The organism is Rhodoluna sp. (genome assembly GCF_049276775.1).
In the GTDB taxonomy this organism is placed as follows: domain Bacteria; phylum Actinomycetota; class Actinomycetes; order Actinomycetales; family Microbacteriaceae; genus Rhodoluna.
Genome location: NZ_JBASXC010000078.1, coordinates 1 through 16,286, shown reverse-complemented (window position 1 = coordinate 16,286; position 16,286 = coordinate 1). Strand labels below are relative to the sequence as shown.

Below are 16,286 nucleotides of genomic sequence, written 5' to 3'. Positions count from 1 at the left end.
TAAATTGGCTAGTCGGCTAAAACTGCGCAGCGGAAAAAAGCATGGTGCATCAACTATTGCGGTAATTGGGCTCGGTCGGTTCGGGACGGCTCTTGCGCTAGAGCTTGTAAAAACCGGACGTGAGGTTCTCGGCATTGACTCAGACGAGAGACTGGTTCAGTCAAACGCTGATGCTCTGACGCACGTTGTCCAGGCAGACTCAACTGACGAGGCATCTCTGAGGGAGCTTGGACTTACCGAGTTTGACTCGGCTGTGGTGGCAATCGGTAGCGATCTGGAAGCCTCAATTTTGACTGCCTCGCTTTTGCTCCAGCTGGGTGTTCCAGAAGTTTGGGCCAAGGCTACGAGTGTCTCGCATGGCCGAATTCTCGAGCAGCTCGGTGTGCACCACGTGATCTTCCCTGAAATGGATATGGGTAGTCGAGTCGCTCACATGGTGAGCGGTGAATCACTCGACTACATCCAGCTCGATGAAGATTTTGTTATGGCGAAAACCGAAGTTCCAGAAGGCTTCAACGGTAAAACTCTTGCGGAGATGAAATTCCGCTCGAACCACGGAGTGACAGTTGTGGCCACTAGAAAAGAGGGCGAGAGCTACATGCCTTCTTTTCCTGAAACAATTCTCTCAACTGGCGACGTCATGATTGTTGCCGGAAGAACTTCTAAGGTAGAAGACTTCTGCCGAATGGGTTGGTAAAACTCCACAAGCAACAGGCCGAGTTGTAAAAACCAATATTTGCGCACGGCGTTTAGCCTTGAAGAATGCATAAAAAAATTTGGCAAAGTGCTCTGGCCGGCGTGTTGACTACAGCCCTAGTGGTATCTATCGCCCCATCCAGTTATGCCAATCCCGACAGTGAGAGCTCTGAAGTCACGCTGGCCCCGGTGGCGTGTAAAGCCAACAAGGCTATGCGCCAAAAGACCCTGGGTAAATTTCACGCATATGTAATCAATGTTGAAACCGGGGAAGTGCTGGTAGACGTCAGGGGCACTGAGCTGACCCCCTCTGCTTCTGTAATTAAGACCCTCACGGCGGTAGCAGCCCTGCAGCAATTGCCCACAGAGTATCGGGCGGTCACACAGGTGCTGGCAACGCCCTCAGAGCCCTCAACAATAATCTTCAAGGGGGGTGGAGATTTCACCCTGTCTCGCCTCGTGCCCGGGGAATCAAGTGTCTATTCCAAGCCGCCGAGGATTAGAAGCCTTGCGAGGCAGGCACTGGCTCAACTAAACCCTAATGTTCCGATCACAGGAATTATTCTTGATAACTCGTTCTTCTCGGGCGATCAGTGGAATCCGGATTGGCCAGCAAAATATCGAAAACTCGGCTACGTCTCAAGAATTAGCTCACTTCAAGCTGACGGTGACCGCATCCAACCAGACCGGAAGGTCTCAAGCTACAGCTTCAGGCGAGGGGTGGATCCAGTTATGACGGCTGGCCAAGCCTTTAAGGATTTTCTGGGCGTGCAGGCAATTGATGCCGATTTGGTTTTGGGAACAACACCAAGTGATGCATTTGTAATAGGTGAGGTTCAATCTCAAGACATGAGACAGAGTTGGTTGGGGCACATGCTTACCCACTCTGATAACACTGGAGCCGAGTTCATCGCTCGTCACGCGGCTATCGCCGCAGGTTTCGAGGGAAGCATTGACGGGGCAAACCGCGTAATAAAAAAGTCACTTCGTGAAATTGGCTTGAAGCCAAAAACTTTTGTTATTCGAGATGCCTCCGGCTTATCTAATGGAAACCGAGTACACGCAAGACTCCTTGCCAGACTTATGGTCAAAGTTGCGAGAGCCGAAAATGGTCTTGATGTTCTGACCCAGTGGATGCCGATTGCGGGTCAAACCGGAACCTTGAGATACCGATTTCAGGGAGCTTCGGCAAAAGCGCGCGGAAACGTAATTGCGAAGACCGGATACATTCCAGGGCTATATGGACTTAGTGGAATTGTGAACGCGGCGGATGGCTCACGCTTGGCATTTGCAATGTTTGCTGGAGAAGATAAAGAAAACGGGATCTCGGTCACCTACACAGCTCAAGGTGCCATTGACCGTGTAGTTGCAAGGCTGTATACCTGTGGTGCATCGCTGACCAGTTAGCTTTAGTGGCAGACTAAATACATGTCAGCAATGAGGCTTGAGCATGACCTGCTCGGTGATTACGAGGTTCCAACCGATGCTTACTGGGGTGTTCACACCGCCAGAGCCGTAGACAATTTTCCAATTTCAGGAGTTCCCATCGGGCACTACCGATCCCTAATTCGAGCTCTGGCCATTGTCAAGCAAGCCTCCGCTAAGGCCAACTTTGCTCTTGGCGAGCTTGACGCGAAGATAACGGATGCAATCTCAAAAGCCTGCGAGGAAGTCGCGGAGGGTAAGTTCGACAGTGAGTTTGTGGTTGACGCCATCCAGGGCGGAGCCGGGACCTCGACCAACATGAATGCCAACGAAGTGATCGCCAACCGTGCCATTGAGCACCTCGGCGGATCAAAGGGTGAGTACTCAATCGTTCACCCGCTTAATCACGTAAACAAGTCACAGTCCACCAACGACGTTTACCCAACCGCTCTAAAGCTTGCCCTAATTATTGAAATTGCCGAGCTACTAAAAGCCATGACCCACCTGCAGGATGCTTTTCAAGCCAAGGCCGATGAGTTCAGAGACGTAATCAAAATGGGTCGCACCCAGCTTCAAGACGCCGTCCCGATGACCCTAGGTCAAGAGTTTGCGAGCTTTTCAAGAATGACCATGGAAGACACTCAGAGGCTTCGGGAGGTGGTGCCGTTACTTAGAGAGATAAACCTCGGTGGTACAGCAATCGGCACTGGACTGAACGCACCTATTGGCTATCCACAAACAGCCTGCAGCATTCTTTCCGAGCTCTCTGGATTTGATTTTGAGGTAGCCGAAGATATGGTTGAGGCAACCCAAGATGCTGGGGTTTTTGTGTTGGTCTCCGGTGTCCTAAAACGCATTGCGGTAAAGCTCTCTAAAACCTCGAACGATCTTAGGCTTCTAAGCAGCGGACCCCGTGCCGGTCTTGATGAAATTAACTTACCTGCAAGGCAAGCGGGGTCTTCCATCATGCCTGGAAAGGTGAACCCGGTTATCCCCGAAGTCGTGAATCAGATTGCCTTTTCCGTTATTGGTAATGATGTCACCGTAACCATGGCGGCCGAAGCCGGTCAGCTACAGCTCAATGCATTTGAACCAATCATGTGTCGTGCGCTCATGATGAGCATCACTCAGCTTCGTCAAGGCTGTTACGTTTTGGCCGATGCTTGCATCTCGGGAATTACCGCGAACGTCGAGAAGCTGCGACTGAGCGTTGAACAGTCCATCGGATTGGTCACGGCCATATCACCCATACTTGGGTATGAGAATGCGACAATTGTCGCCCAGAAAGCCCTGGCGGATGGCAGCAGCGTTCGAGAGGTTGTTTTGGAACTGGGTTTGATGACAGAGCTTCAATTTGATGAGCTCCTTGGGAACATTGATGCTCTGGTTCGGCCTAGGACCTCATAGCCCTTCTTCTAATCACCAGACCAATTGGCGCAAAGATGACGCCGAGGATAACCATAGCCAGACCTATATAAAAGCCCACCATTGAACGTTCCGATGCCTCGGGGACTTCCGACGGGCCTTGGTCAATGTCGATTGACGAAGATTCTCCAGAACTTTCAATATCGAGGGAGAAGTTAGAGGTGCCGCTAATTGGGTGACCATCGGATGAGACAACTTTCCAGCGAAGATCGTAGTTGCCGGGTTCAGTCAAAACTACTTGAGCACTCATTTCTCGACCTGAAACCGATACCTTGTGTTCGGTCCAGACATTTGACGAAACTGGCTTGGTGGCAAGCTGGGAGTTCGATTCGCCGGCAACCACTAAAAGAGGGTTATTGAAGATTAACTTCGCCTCAAAGCGGCCATCGGTCAAAATAGCCGAAGCGGCTGGATTTATGTCCACCAGCAGATCGTGAGCACTAGCGGCAGGGGCAAAAAGCAAAGTTCCCATCAGAGCCAGGGCAACGGAATAAATGAAGCGCATGGCTTAAGTCTAAGCTTTAGTCCACGACGGTAAGTGGTAGAAAAATGACTGAAAAGCTGCGCTGGGGCATGATGGGCCCAGGTGGGGTAACCCTGACAATCCTCCACGATTTTGGGCTGGCTGGAATTGTCTTTGATGCGGTTGGCTCCAGATCCAAGGATCGAGCAACCGCGTATGCCAAGACCCATTCCATTCCAAAGGCATACGGTAGCTACGAGGAGCTAGTTGCCGATCCGGAGCTAGATATCATTTACATCGCAACCACCCACAACGCTCACTTCGAAAACGCCAAGCTAGCTCTTTCCGCGGGTAAAAATGTCTTGCTTGAAAAACCTTTCACTTTGGATGCAGCCCAAGCTAAAAAGCTGGCCGCCCTGGCGCAGGAAAAAGACGTATTTCTAATGGAGGCGATGTGGACCAGATTCCTGCCAAATCACGTCGCACTTTTTGAAAAACTTCGAGAGGGATTAATTGGCAATCCGCTCTATGTGATCGCCGATCACAATCAGTTCCTACCGAAGGACATAGCTCCAAGGCTTCACGATTCGGCATTGGGGGGCGGTTCACTGATTGATCTTGGAATCTACCCAATCTCATTTGCCCACCGGGTCTTCGGGATGCCAGAAAAAATCCAAGCATCAGCTTCTTTGATGCCTGGAAAGATCGACGAATCGGTCGCTGCAATCTTTGAATATGCTGAGGGTCGACAGGCCATGATTCACTCCAGCCTCCGGGTAAACGGCCCAGTTAGGGCTTTTATTCTTGGCGAAAAAGGAAGAATCGAGTTGGAAAAACCGTTCTACGAGTTCAGCTCATTCACGGCTTATGACTTAGACGATGAGGTTGTGTATCGCTACGAAGGTAATATTGAGGGGCGGGGCATGCAGTACCAGGCCCTTGAGGTCGAACGTTGCATTCGAGCTGGACTACGGCAGTCCCCAATCATGAGTCTTGACGAAACCATAGAAATTATGGAAGTCATGGATCAGATTAGGCAACAAACCGGTATCGAGTATTCAGGAGTCTAGCCAGTTGGCCAAGTTAGCAGATCGCTTTCCATACCTCAGAGAAGTTCTTATTGGGTCCGGCTCGGGCCTACTAGTACTAACGCTAATCATCGGTGGCTTTGCTGTTACATCTGGCGGCGAAACCGCAAGCCCCACTCCATCGGAAACTCCGATTGAGACAGTCACAGCTGAACCCACACCAACTGCTCTCGAAACTCCAATGAAGACCTGCTCGGTTTCCGAGGAAGCAAGCAATTCCTCGCTTGGAACTTTGCAAGCGGTTGTTCTAAACGCTGAGACCGGCGAGGTCCTTTATGACAGGGATGCTGATAAGCCGGCGGCAACAGCATCGGTTATGAAACCCCTGACGGCAGCCGCTGCGCTTATGACCGTAGGTCCAAACTTTCGGGCCACCACCAAGGTTTTTTCTGATCCTTCATCGAAAAGCGTTATCTCACTAGTTGGTGGCGGAGACGTAACTCTCTCCAAAACACCAATTGGTGCGCAATCCATTTACCGAGACGCACCAAAGCTTTCAACCCTTGCCACCCAGGTTCGAGTCTGGGCGGAGCGTAACAACGTGACTCAGATTGATGAAATCATTCTTGACTCAACCCTGTTTTCTGGTTCTGCCTGGGAAAGCTCCTGGCTTCGAAGCGACCAGAGAGACGGCTGGATTTCAGAGGTGACCGCGCTGCAGATTGACGGTGATCGTATTCGGCCAGCTGCCTTCACTTCTCCCAAAACTGGAAGACCGGTGCTGAGTGCAGGCGAGGCGTTCAAGGAGGAGCTGGGCGCATTCGCCCAGACCGCGCTTTTGGTTGAAAGCCCAACCCCCCTTGGGTTTGTCGAGATTGCGTCGGTTCAGTCTCAGCCGATGAGTCGATGGATCACACACATCCTTCAAACTTCGGAGAACATTGAATCCGAAATGATTGCCAAGCTAGTTTCCAAGGACTTAGGTTTTGACGGTTCATTCGAATCTTTTGACCCCGCATTTAAGCGTGCCCTTGGGACCACTGGTCTGGACTTTACGGGTGTTAGCGTTCGGGATGCATCCGGTTTGTCGCAGCTGAATATGGTGACTCCGAGATTTATGGCGGAGCTTATGAGACTTGTGAACTCAGAGTTTGCCGATTTCGGGCAGATCAAACGCTCTTTGCCAATCGCAGGTGAGTCGGGCACTTTGGGCGGCCGCTTCAAGGGTGATATTGCAGACGCAACCGGAAAGATCTTGGCCAAGAACGGATACATCATCGGCGTGCACACCCTGAACGGAATCATCAATGCTCAGGATGGCACCACCTTGACCTTCACCATATATGCCCTGGGTGATGTTGGCGAAGATGTCAGAACCGCAATTGACACCCTCGCCACAGCTTTCTATCGTTGTGGCAACGAACTATCTAACGAGTAGGAGTTTGACTTATGGCACGGGCACTTCTAGTTATTGATGTGCAAAACGATTTTTGCGAGGGCGGAGCGCTAGCGGTTCAAGGTGGAGCTGCTGTGGCGAGCAAGATCAGCTCTTTTCTTGAAACAGAAAACTACGACCTGGTTGTGGCCTCGAGAGACTGGCACGATGCTGAAGGTACGAACTCGGGACACTTCGCAGCAGCCGGCTCAGAGCCAAACTACAAAACAACCTGGCCGATTCACTGCGTGGCCGATACCGCAGGTGCCAACTACCACCCGAATCTATCGACCGACAAAATCGATGTCGACATCTATAAAGGCCAGGGACAAAACGGCTACTCAATCTTTGAGGGCGTCACAGAATCCGGCCAGAGCTTCAGCGAGCTACTTTCTACTCACTCAATCCAAGAGGTGGACGTTGTTGGAATTGCAACCGACCACTGCGTTCTGGCTTCTGCAACCGATGCCAAAAAACACGGGCTTTCGGTTCGAGTAATAAGTTCGCTAACTGCAGGGGTATCTTCAGAATCCACCGAGGCGGCAATCGATCGGATGATCGACGAAGGAATCGAAGTTTTAGCTAGCGTTTAGGAAATTACTTGACGCAGTTGGTCGGCTATCGTTTCGGCTGAGATGTCCGCAATGAAAGCACCCATGGCCGACTCTGAACCTGCGAGGTATTTGAGTTTGTCTTGTGCTCGCCTGGGAGAAGTGATCTGAAGCTGTAGGCGCAAGTTCTTGGCCGCTTCGATAATCGGCGCTTGGTGCCAGGCTGCGATGTATGGCGACGGAGTTGCATAGACGGTTTCGAATGCGTGCAGCAGCGACGAGTACATACTCGCAAGTTCTAGTCTTTCGTCACTGTTTAGCTCCGAGTGATTCTTTACGGCACGCTTTGGAAGAAGGTGAGCCTCGATTGGCCACCTGGCAGCGAAGGGCACATAAGAGATAAAGGAGTCAGATTCCCAAAGCACCCTCGAGGATGCAGCTTCGAACTTTAGAATCTCCTCAAAAAGATTTGGGTTTTTAGAAACCGACTCAATCAGCTTCTGAGTCTTTGGTGTCACGTACGGGTAAGAGTAGATCTGCCCGTGCGGGTGGTGAAGGGTCACGCCGATTTCTTCACCGCGGTTTTCAAATGGAAACACTTGCTTGACACCGGGAAGTCTCTGAAGTTCATCGGTTCGATCGGCCAGGGCTTCTAAAACGGTGTGGACTCTAGCTACCGGCATTTGCCCAAGCGACCCATCGTGCTCGGGGCTGAAAACGATCACTTCACATTTTCCAAGCGCGGGCTTTTTATCTCCGAGACCGAAGGTTCCGCTCGAGGTTAGGTCTTGAGGAGTCTCACCCAAAGCCAAAGCACCAAATGATGGGTTCTTGTTTTCGAAAACGGCAACATCAAAGTTATCCGGGACTTCGCTTAAGTTTTGATCGGTTGCTGGGCACAGCGGGCACTGACTGGTTGGGGGTAAAAAAGCTCTGGTGTGCCGGTGGGAGGCAACCGCAATCCACTCGTTCGTCAGCGGGTCATGACGAAGCTCTGCAAGCTCGGGTCTTTCGGCAGGCTCTCGTTGGTCTGGTTTTCTTCCCTGGGGAAGGTCTGAGGAGGCGTCATCGAAGTAGTGAATGTCCCTGCCATCAAATAGCTTGGCGGTCACTTTTCGGATTTTGCTCACCCGCCAAAGTTTACTAAGTAAGCCGGATAACCATCCGGGGCGCCAAAGTGCCAAGGTTTGAAGCCTTTGACTAAAGGTGACCCGTCTGAGCCTTGGGTGAGTACCGATTCTGAACTTTATTTATAGACTAGGTTTCAAGACAGGTACTAGAGCCCCAGGGAGAGAGTCAAAATGGCAGCAGTCGCTTCAGTTATCGCCGCAGCGGTTGACTATTCCACACCCCTAGTGCTGGAGCTCAACGAGATCACTATCTTGATGGCTATCAACACCGTGCTGATTTTTACGGTTATCGGGCTTTCCCTCTACGTAGCTGCTGCAGCCTTTTTGAAAAAGGGCTCCCAGGAAATCACCGAGGACCACTTTTCCAGAGGCTAGCTAAGGCCAAATAGGGCTCTTTAGATCCCGGCCACACCAAGACGGGTTAAAAGTTCCGTGGCTTAGGGCCCTCCAACCAAGACCTTACTGTTCAAGTAGAGCTTGATGGTTATTAGGTTTTTATTCATGATTCACCCTCCGTTTACCTAGGTTCTTTATTGCATTTAGCTTCTCCATTGAGACTTCTGGGGAAGGCAGGCAGTCTGCCTTTCAATCCAATAAGGAGAAACATTGAATAAGAAACTAATTTCAGCTGCCGCTGTTCTATCGGCATCTGTTCTAGTACTGGCAGGCTGTGCAGCAGAGACTGACACCGGAGCAACCGACGGACTTTCCGGCTCGATCGTGATTGATGGCTCATCAACCGTTGGTCCAGCTTCTGAAGTTGCAGCGGAGTTGTTCATGGGTGAAAACCCAGGCGTTCGCGTCTCGGTGAACATTTCTGGTACCGGTGGAGGCTTCGAGAAGTTCTGTGCTGGCGAGACCGATGCATCAAACGCCTCTCGTCAGATCAAGCCAGAAGAAGCAGCAGCGTGTGACGCAGCAGGTATCAGCTACGACTTTGTAACAGTTGCTAACGACGCACTATCTGTTGTTGTAAACAAGGAAAACCCATTGACCTGCATCACAGTTGAGCAGCTAGCGACCATGTGGAACGCAGATGCATCTGGAACTGTCATGACCTGGGGCGACGTGCCAGGAATGCCAGCCGAAATTGCGGACGTTGACTTGCAGCTCTATGGCCCAGGAACCACATCTGGAACCTTTGACTACTTCACCGAGGAGATCAACGGCGAAGTTGGAAACATCCGCAACGACTACATCAACATCGGTGAAGACGACCTTCAGGCCGTTGACGGTGTAGCTGGCGGACTTGGAGCCATGGGTTTCATTCCTTACTCCTACTACCAGAACCACCTAGATGACCTAAAGGGTCTAGAGGTTGACGGTGGAGAAGGATGTACTGCTCCTACTCTAGAGAACGTCCAGAACTTGAGCTACGCACCCCTTGGTCGAGGTCTGTTCACCTACTTCTCAAACACCGCTCTAGCTCGTCCAGAGGTATTGGCTTTTGCCCAGTACCTAGTCAACGAGACTGTTCTAATCAACGAAACTGCTGGATACGTGGGTCTAACCTCTGCTCAGCAGACCGAGCAGCTGGCTAAGATCGAATCTCTGGTTGGCTAAGTACTAGGATAAAAAAAGTTCAACAAGTTAACAACACGACAGGTGACTGAGGGAGAAATTTAGGCCATGAGCTCATCTGTCAAGGTCGCCCGGAGTGGTTCTTCATCGAATCCACTCCGGGCGACAAACCCTCGCTACGGCGAGAAAATCATCATCGGATTACTTTTTGGCGCATCCGCCGTTTCAGTGTCGGTGACAATCGGAATCGTTATTTCCCTCTTCGCCCCACTGCCAGGCTTCTTCGAGTATGTAGATCTCTGGAGCTTCATTTCCGGAACTTTGTGGGCCCCATCTTTTGCAAATGCTTCCTTTGGCGTTTTGCCGCTGGTAGCTGGAACCCTTCAAGTTGTTTTCTACGCAATGATCGTGGGAATCCCGCTTGGACTCGGAGCTGCAATTTATCTTTCTGAGTACGCATCCAACCGAGTCCGCAAAGCCATAAAGCCGATTCTTGAGGTTCTTGAGGGTCTTCCAACTGTTGCCGTTGGTTTGTTCGCGGTGTTTTGGTTCAAGCCCCTCATTCAGGAACTTACCCCCTGGCTTGAGTGGACCAGCCCATTCTCAATTGGTGTTGCTGGAATCACAGTTGGAATCATCATCATCCCTTTGATTGCATCGGTTAGCGATGACGCGATGCGAGCAGTGCCGGTAGCGCTTCGCGAGGGAGCTTACGCACTGGGTGCAACCAAGATGAGAGTTGCTGTGAAGGTAGTTTTACCGGCAGCAGTATCTGGAATCGTCGCATCGTTTGTTTTGGGAGCATCCAGAGCCGTTGGTGAAACTATGGTTGTTTTGCTCGTTGCCGGAGGAGGATCACCTCAGGTGAAAATTGGCTTTGCTGAGCCAGCGGGAGCAATGACGGCTTTCATTGCATCCACAGCCACCGGTGAAATTGCAGTTGGAACCGTCAGCTACTACTCAATCTTTGCCGTCGGGGCACTGCTGTTTTTGATCACCCTGACAATGAACATGATTGCCATTCGGTTTGTGAACAAGTTCCGTGAGGTCTACGACTAATGGCAGACAGGATTCCAAAGAGAGCGGCTAACGCCGTCGCAACCGCTGCAGCCGTCACCAAGAGCATCTATAAGGGCTCGAACACCAAGGCTGAGGTCCAGGGGGTCGCCTTTAGGCTTGTGCTACTCGGCGCTCTCACAGTTGCGCTGGTAATGATCGCCTCAATTGTGGCTTGGGCTCTCGTCGAAGGTGGAGCCCGCGTAAACCTCGGGTTATTTATCAACAACCCGTCATCCTTTAGACCGGAAGAAGCCGGCTACCGTCCAGCAATCCTGGGAACCGTGCAGCTGATTGCTGGTGTGGTGGCAATTATCGTGCCCCTGGGTATCTCCGCGGCAACCTACCTTGAGCTTTTTGCCGACCGCACTCGCTGGTACAACAGGCTCATCGAGCTGAACATCCAGAACCTTGCCGGTGTTCCATCCATCGTTTTTGGAATATTGGGATTGGCCTTTATCGTTCGAGGCGTGTTTGATCTGGGCTTCGTGGTTGCGGCAGGATCCGCAACGATTGCAATTCTTGTTTTACCAACAGTCATCTTGGCTTCGCGTGAGGCTATCCGTGCGGTCCCTTCTTCACTACTAGATGGCTCTTTGGCACTGGGTGCAACCAGGTGGCAATCGGTTTGGAAGATGGTGCTGCCTTCGGCAGCTCCCGGAATGCTCACCGGAGTTATTCTCGCTGTGGCTAGAGCTATTGGTGAGGCAGCCCCATTGCTTTTGGTGGGAGCTGCAACATTTGTGACCTTTGATCCCAACTTCTGGGAAGGTGGCTACTCAGCCCTCCCAGTTATGATCTACAGCTATGCAGGAAGACCCCAAGAGGAATTCCACACCCTGGCAGCAGCGGGTGTTCTTGTGATGCTTGTGGTGCTTTTCTTGATCAACTCAATCGCAGTTTGGCTGCGAGCTCGCTACGAAAGAACCTGGTAGGAACAAAAGATGACAACTATCGCCAAAAACGAAGTATTTTCGCTCAAGAACATGAGTGTTGCGTACGGGAGCTCTTTAGCCGTAGATGGCGTGAACCTACCGGTCTACGAGAATGAGATCACCGCCTTGATCGGTCCTTCCGGTTGCGGTAAGTCAACTGTCCTTAGAAGCCTCAATCGCATGAACGACCTGATTCCTAGCGCCAAAGTTTCTGGAGAAGTTTTGTACCACGGCCAGGACATGTACGGAAAAGATGTCGACCCAGTTCAGGTTCGCAAGCTAATTGGAATGGTTTTCCAGAAGCCCAACCCTTTCCCTAAGTCCATCTACGAAAACGTGGCCTTCGGGCCTCAGACCCTTGGCATGAAGGGCAACATGGACGAGATCGTCGAGACATCTCTCAGGGCCGCATCCCTTTGGGATGATGTGAAGGATCGCCTGAAAGACAACGCTTTCGGTATGTCCGGTGGTCAGCAGCAGAGGCTCTGTATTGCTAGAGCTATTGCTGTGAAGCCTGACGTGATCCTGATGGACGAGCCTTGCTCAGCCCTGGACCCAATCTCGACCTTCAAGATTGAGGATCTAATGATGGAGCTCAAGAAGGATTACACCATCGTTATCGTGACCCACAACATGCAGCAGGCGGCTCGAGTGGCGGACAGGACGGCCTTCTTCACCGTTGATACCTCTAGGGGTGAGGGCTCTAGGGTTGGAACCCTGGTGGAGCACGACGTCACGGACACCATTTTCTCAAGCCCTGCCGACCAAAGAACCCTGGACTACGTGACCGGCAAGTTCGGCTAAGGTCCTAAACACCTCATCCCTTTCTACTTCCGCAACATGCCCCTTTTAGTGGGTGGAGCATCGTTAGTAGATCTCCAAATTCACCCCAAAATACCCCCTATCTAGTGGGAAATCACCAATATTTAGACCGAATTTAGGCCATAAGGCTCAATGAAAATGGGGTCTGAGGTGTAGGTTAAAAGGCGTGTAAGTGATGCGAGGTTGCGTCGATGATGATGTCTTATCTTCGGTAACGCCTTACAGCTTGCCTCTCTCAGCTGAAAGGAAACAACATAAATGAGTGAATCAGGTTACCTGATCGTTTATAACGGCTTCTCGCTAGGTATTGCGAGCATGCTATTTACCACCATTTTCCTACTATTCGCACGTGAGCGCGTTCTGCCTCGCTACCGTATGGCGGTTTTGGTGTCTGCAACAGTGACCGGTATTGCTGCCTATCACTACTTCAGAATGTTCGACAGCTTCAACGAAGTATTCGGACCAGAAGCAGTAGAGGGTGCCGTCTACAACGTCGGTTACCGCTACGTGGACTGGTTCCTAACTGTGCCTCTACTACTAGTCGAGACCATCGCGGTTCTTGCTCTAGCTAAGTCAGCTCAGACTGCCCTTCTAGTTCGCCTAGTTCCAGCAGCTGCGCTGATGATTGCACTTGGTTACCCAGGAGACGCACAGCTAGACATAGGTGGCGTTTCAGCACCAGTCTGGGGTCTACTATCGACAATTCCATTCCTATACATCCTGTACATCTTGTTCGTTGAGCTAGGTAAGTCTCTTACCAAGCAGAGCAAGCAGGTTCAGAGAAGAATCAAGGAGCTACGTCTTCTCCTTCTTGCTACCTGGGGTGTCTACCCAATCGCATTCATCGCTAACATGAACGCTGTTGGATTCGACGAGCAGGGCTTTGTTCTTCGCGAAACCGGATACACCATCGCTGACATCTTGGCGAAGTGTCTATTCGGCCTAATGATCTTCTCGATCGCTCGTATGAAGAGCGCCGAGGACGACAAGGCATTTGCAGCTGCAGAGTTCAAGGGCAAGTAACCCTTTAGCTTCGAAGCAAAACAAAAGGCGTCGGGAAACCGGCGCCTTTTGTTTTTCCCTCCAAATCGACGTCTACTCGGTCGGTTGCCATTTGTAGTGATATCACGACATTTTGTGGCCAAGGCTAGACTGAAAACCATGTCCACCGTGAGCTTCTTCTCCAAGGCAGATGACTCTGACCTGACTGCGTTCTGGCTCAACTTTGGAGATAACCCAGAGCCCTCGGTCAAGCAAAAATTGATTTACCTCACCATTCGCGAGGTCGCTCTCGTCGGGCCCGGAAGCTTCAACACAATGTATGTCTGCGACACCCTGGGTGTTACCTACCCGATGGTGAATCACTACTTTGGAAACCGGGACGGCCTGTTGGCTGAGGCTGGTTTTGCAACCTACAAGCTATACATTGATCGGATTTGGGAAAGCGTCCAGGCCGCCAAGGTCAATCCGGAGGCCAGGCTTAGGGCCTGGATGGAGGCCCAGGTAATGCTCAACAGTGAGATCAGTGGCTGGGGTGCAATTTTGAACTACTCGCCTTTTTCACAAGCGGTATTCCAAATCATGGAAGAGAAGTTTGGTGAGAGCCGAAAGCAGCTGTTTGAGCTAAACATTTCAAGGCTTGCCCAGCTGATAATGGACTATAGGGATAACCGCCTGACTCAATTCGATTTTGGGATAGACAACTACCCCAGAGCTGAGTTCCTAAAGGACCAAAAGCTGGTTGAACTAACCAGCACGATAGCCTGGTCAACCCTCGGCTTGGCAGTCTGGAAATCAGGGGGACACGCCCCAAGCCAGGGCATTGATGAGCTTAACAGGATCGCAGATCCGCTGGCTGAGGCCCATATCAAGAACATGCTTGCGCTTGTTCGATCGGCATAGCGTGGCTGTTGCAGCAACCTGATTTTTCTAGTAACCTTTGGGGAAAGCACCACATCCCAAGGAGTAAAGCTATGTCTGGACTGCGTATTTCGCACTCAGCCGGTTCTGCTATGGGTATGTCAATGATGTCTATGGAGCGAATGCTCTAGACGCTTAGTGTCTAACGTTTAAAAATCAACGGTGAACTAAGCCGCGAGGGTGAAGCCTCGCAAAACCCCCTTTCAGCCCAATTGGCTATCCGTCAAAAGGCTAAATCAATTGGCAATCCCCCCCCACTGTTATCCAAACACCTACAAACATAAAAAGGAAAAAAGATGAGCACAGATCCAGCAAAATGGGGCTTTGAGACTGCACAGATTCACGCAGGCGCACAGTCAGATCCAACCACCAACTCACGAGCTACACCTATTTACCAAACCACTGCTTATACGTTCAATTCAAGTGAGCATGCGGCAAAGCTTTTTGGTTTAGCTGAGTTTGGAAACATATACACCCGAATCATGAACCCAACTCAGGATGTTGCAGAGAAGCGTATTGCGGCTCTTGAGGGCGGCACAGCAGCTTTACTTCTTGCTTCTGGTCAGGCTGCTGACACTTTTGCAATCTTGAATATTGCTCAAGCTGGCGACCACATCGTTTCGTCATCAAACGTTTACGGCGGAACCTATAACCTCTTCAAGTACACACTTCCAAAACTTGGCATTGAAACTACTTTTGTAGAGAACCAGGATGACCTGAAGGAATGGGCTGCGGCAGTTAGGCCGAACACGAAGGCTTTCTTTGCCGAAACCATAAGTAACCCAAAGGTTTCGATTTTGGACATTCAAGGTGTAGCCGACGTGGCACATAAAAACGGCGTCCCTCTAATGGTGGACAACACCGTCGCAACCCCTTACCTAATTCGTCCTCTTGAGCACGGCGCAGACATTGTGCTGCACTCCGCCACCAAATTTCTAGGCGGTCACGGGACTGTTGTTGCCGGTGCAATAGTTGATGGCGGAAAATTCGAGTGGAGTAAGTCTGATAAATTCCCAGGACTTACAACACCTGATCCTTCTTACCACGGCGTAAATTACAGCGCTGCTCTAGGAGATTCGATTGCTTTCATCATCAAAGCGCGCGTACAGTTACTCCGGGATATTGGTGCAGCAATTGCCCCGGCGAGTGCTTGGCAGCTCATTCAAGGGATTGAGACTCTTAGCCTTCGAATGGAGCGACACGTTGAAAACGCAGAAAAAATTGCGGACTTTCTTGAGAAGCACAAGCAGGTTGAATCTGTGAACTACGCGGGTCTCAAGAGTTCACCCTGGCACAAAGCAGCAAAGAAGTACGCTCCAAAGGGTGCCGGTGCAATCGTCTCATTTGAGATTAAGGGCGGAGTCAAGTCAGGGTCAAAGTTTGTAGACGGACTCAGTGTCTTTAGTCACGTAGCCAACATTGGGGATGTTCGATCACTTGTCATCCACCCGGCCTCAACCACTCACTCTCAACTATCTCCAGAACAGCAGTTAACTGCCGGTGTGACTCCTGGTCTTATTCGTCTCTCTGTTGGGCTTGAGTCTGTAGATGACCTTATTGCCGATCTGGAGGCAGCTTTCGCTACAGCGCTTTAGTAAAGTCAGATTTCATCACTGAGCAACAGGGCCGCCAACTTATTGGTGGTCCTGCTGCGTGTGATGATTTCGGGAAATAAGAGCTAGTAGCCGCGTCTAAATAGTGCCGGGAGCCCGAGCAGGGTAGAAACCACCCAGACGCTCCTGTTCAGATAGGCAACTCTCCAGAGGCCGCCATGTATTGCTGAAAAGCACTGCAGATCAGTTGTTGTGTTCCGATTTGAGTAGGCAGTTTCGTCTAAGACATCACGGACCAGGGCAGCAGCCGAAGCTGATTTGGCAAC

General features: G+C 51.0%; 16 protein-coding genes and 1 pseudogene. 14 read left to right on the top strand and 3 right to left on the bottom strand.

From position 1 onward, the window contains the following. The first annotated feature begins 4 nt into the window (after nucleotides 1-4). The 3 genes from WAO31_RS05150 (at nucleotide 5) to WAO31_RS05140 (ending at nucleotide 3,528) form a co-directional block, all read left to right on the top strand. Nucleotides 5-697 carry a potassium channel family protein gene (locus WAO31_RS05150; RefSeq protein WP_509591069.1) on the top strand — a complete coding sequence of 231 codons (693 nt, stop codon included), beginning with the start codon at nucleotides 5-7 and terminating at the stop codon, nucleotides 695-697. Nucleotides 698-762: 65 nt separating this feature from the next. After that, nucleotides 763-2,103 carry a D-alanyl-D-alanine carboxypeptidase/D-alanyl-D-alanine-endopeptidase gene (locus WAO31_RS05145; RefSeq protein WP_509591067.1) on the top strand — a complete coding sequence of 447 codons (1,341 nt, stop codon included), beginning with the start codon at nucleotides 763-765 and terminating at the stop codon, nucleotides 2,101-2,103. Nucleotides 2,104-2,124: 21 nt separating this feature from the next. Continuing rightward, nucleotides 2,125-3,528 carry an aspartate ammonia-lyase gene (locus tag WAO31_RS05140; RefSeq protein ID WP_509591064.1) on the top strand — a complete coding sequence of 468 codons (1,404 nt, stop codon included), beginning with the start codon at nucleotides 2,125-2,127 and terminating at the stop codon, nucleotides 3,526-3,528. Here the strand turns inward: WAO31_RS05140 and WAO31_RS05135 are convergent. After that, a complete protein-coding gene (locus tag WAO31_RS05135; RefSeq protein WP_509591061.1) occupies nucleotides 3,515-4,051 on the bottom strand; it encodes a copper resistance CopC family protein in 537 nt (178 codons plus the stop codon). The two genes, WAO31_RS05140 and WAO31_RS05135, sit on opposite strands and share 14 nt — an antisense overlap. Nucleotides 4,052-4,095: 44 nt before the next feature. On the opposite strand from WAO31_RS05135, the gene WAO31_RS05130 reads away from it, so the two are divergent. The 3 genes from WAO31_RS05130 to WAO31_RS05120 are packed head-to-tail and all read left to right on the top strand — an operon-like array spanning nucleotide 4,096 to nucleotide 7,065. Further along, the gene (locus WAO31_RS05130; protein WP_509591058.1) at nucleotides 4,096-5,079 is read left to right on the top strand and encodes a Gfo/Idh/MocA family protein; all 984 of its coding nucleotides are present in this window, start codon (nucleotides 4,096-4,098) and stop codon (nucleotides 5,077-5,079) included. A 4-nt stretch (nucleotides 5,080-5,083) separates the two neighbouring features. Continuing rightward, nucleotides 5,084-6,475, top strand: a complete 1,392-nt coding sequence (locus WAO31_RS05125; protein WP_509591055.1) for a D-alanyl-D-alanine carboxypeptidase/D-alanyl-D-alanine-endopeptidase — start codon at nucleotides 5,084-5,086, stop codon at nucleotides 6,473-6,475. Between the two features lie 11 nt (nucleotides 6,476-6,486). Then, the gene (locus WAO31_RS05120) at nucleotides 6,487-7,065 is read left to right on the top strand and encodes an isochorismatase family protein (RefSeq protein ID WP_509591052.1); all 579 of its coding nucleotides are present in this window, start codon (nucleotides 6,487-6,489) and stop codon (nucleotides 7,063-7,065) included. On the opposite strand, the gene galT is transcribed toward WAO31_RS05120, so the two are convergent. Then, nucleotides 7,062-8,153 carry a galactose-1-phosphate uridylyltransferase gene (gene galT / locus WAO31_RS05115; RefSeq protein ID WP_509591049.1) on the bottom strand — a complete coding sequence of 364 codons (1,092 nt, stop codon included), beginning with the start codon at nucleotides 8,151-8,153 and terminating at the stop codon, nucleotides 7,062-7,064. The genes WAO31_RS05120 and galT overlap by 4 nt on opposite strands. Nucleotides 8,154-8,324: 171 nt before the next feature. On the opposite strand from galT, the gene WAO31_RS05110 reads away from it, so the two are divergent. From WAO31_RS05110 to WAO31_RS05075, 8 genes are all read left to right on the top strand, one after another. Next, nucleotides 8,325-8,528 carry a hypothetical protein gene (locus tag WAO31_RS05110; RefSeq protein WP_509591046.1) on the top strand — a complete coding sequence of 68 codons (204 nt, stop codon included), beginning with the start codon at nucleotides 8,325-8,327 and terminating at the stop codon, nucleotides 8,526-8,528. Nucleotides 8,529-8,759: 231 nt separating this feature from the next. Further along, a complete protein-coding gene (locus tag WAO31_RS05105; RefSeq protein WP_509591043.1) occupies nucleotides 8,760-9,716 on the top strand; it encodes a PstS family phosphate ABC transporter substrate-binding protein in 957 nt (318 codons plus the stop codon). Between the two features lie 66 nt (nucleotides 9,717-9,782). Then, nucleotides 9,783-10,733, top strand: a complete 951-nt coding sequence (gene pstC / locus WAO31_RS05100) for a phosphate ABC transporter permease subunit PstC (protein WP_509591040.1) — start codon at nucleotides 9,783-9,785, stop codon at nucleotides 10,731-10,733. Further along, entirely contained in the window at nucleotides 10,733-11,665 is a 933-nt protein-coding gene (pstA, locus tag WAO31_RS05095; RefSeq protein ID WP_509591038.1) for a phosphate ABC transporter permease PstA, read from the top strand. Before pstC ends, pstA begins: the two co-directional genes overlap by 1 nt. 9 nt (nucleotides 11,666-11,674) lie before the next feature. Further along, nucleotides 11,675-12,469 (top strand): phosphate ABC transporter ATP-binding protein PstB, encoded by a 795-nt coding sequence (gene pstB, locus WAO31_RS05090; protein ID WP_509591036.1) that lies wholly within the window; start codon nucleotides 11,675-11,677, stop codon nucleotides 12,467-12,469. A gap of 276 nt (nucleotides 12,470-12,745) precedes the next feature. Beyond that, nucleotides 12,746-13,510, top strand: a complete 765-nt coding sequence (locus WAO31_RS05085; RefSeq protein WP_509591034.1) for a bacteriorhodopsin-like — start codon at nucleotides 12,746-12,748, stop codon at nucleotides 13,508-13,510. A 138-nt stretch (nucleotides 13,511-13,648) separates the two neighbouring features. Then, nucleotides 13,649-14,389: a TetR/AcrR family transcriptional regulator gene (locus WAO31_RS05080; RefSeq protein ID WP_509591032.1), complete on the top strand. Its 741-nt coding sequence runs from the start codon at nucleotides 13,649-13,651 to the stop codon at nucleotides 14,387-14,389. Nucleotides 14,390-14,703: 314 nt separating this feature from the next. Further along, nucleotides 14,704-16,002: a bifunctional o-acetylhomoserine/o-acetylserine sulfhydrylase gene (locus tag WAO31_RS05075; protein WP_509591029.1), complete on the top strand. Its 1,299-nt coding sequence runs from the start codon at nucleotides 14,704-14,706 to the stop codon at nucleotides 16,000-16,002. Nucleotides 16,003-16,085: 83 nt separating this feature from the next. Here WAO31_RS05075 and WAO31_RS05070 read toward each other — a convergent pair. Continuing rightward, nucleotides 16,086-16,286, bottom strand: a pseudogene (locus WAO31_RS05070) (hypothetical protein); the annotation flags it as partial.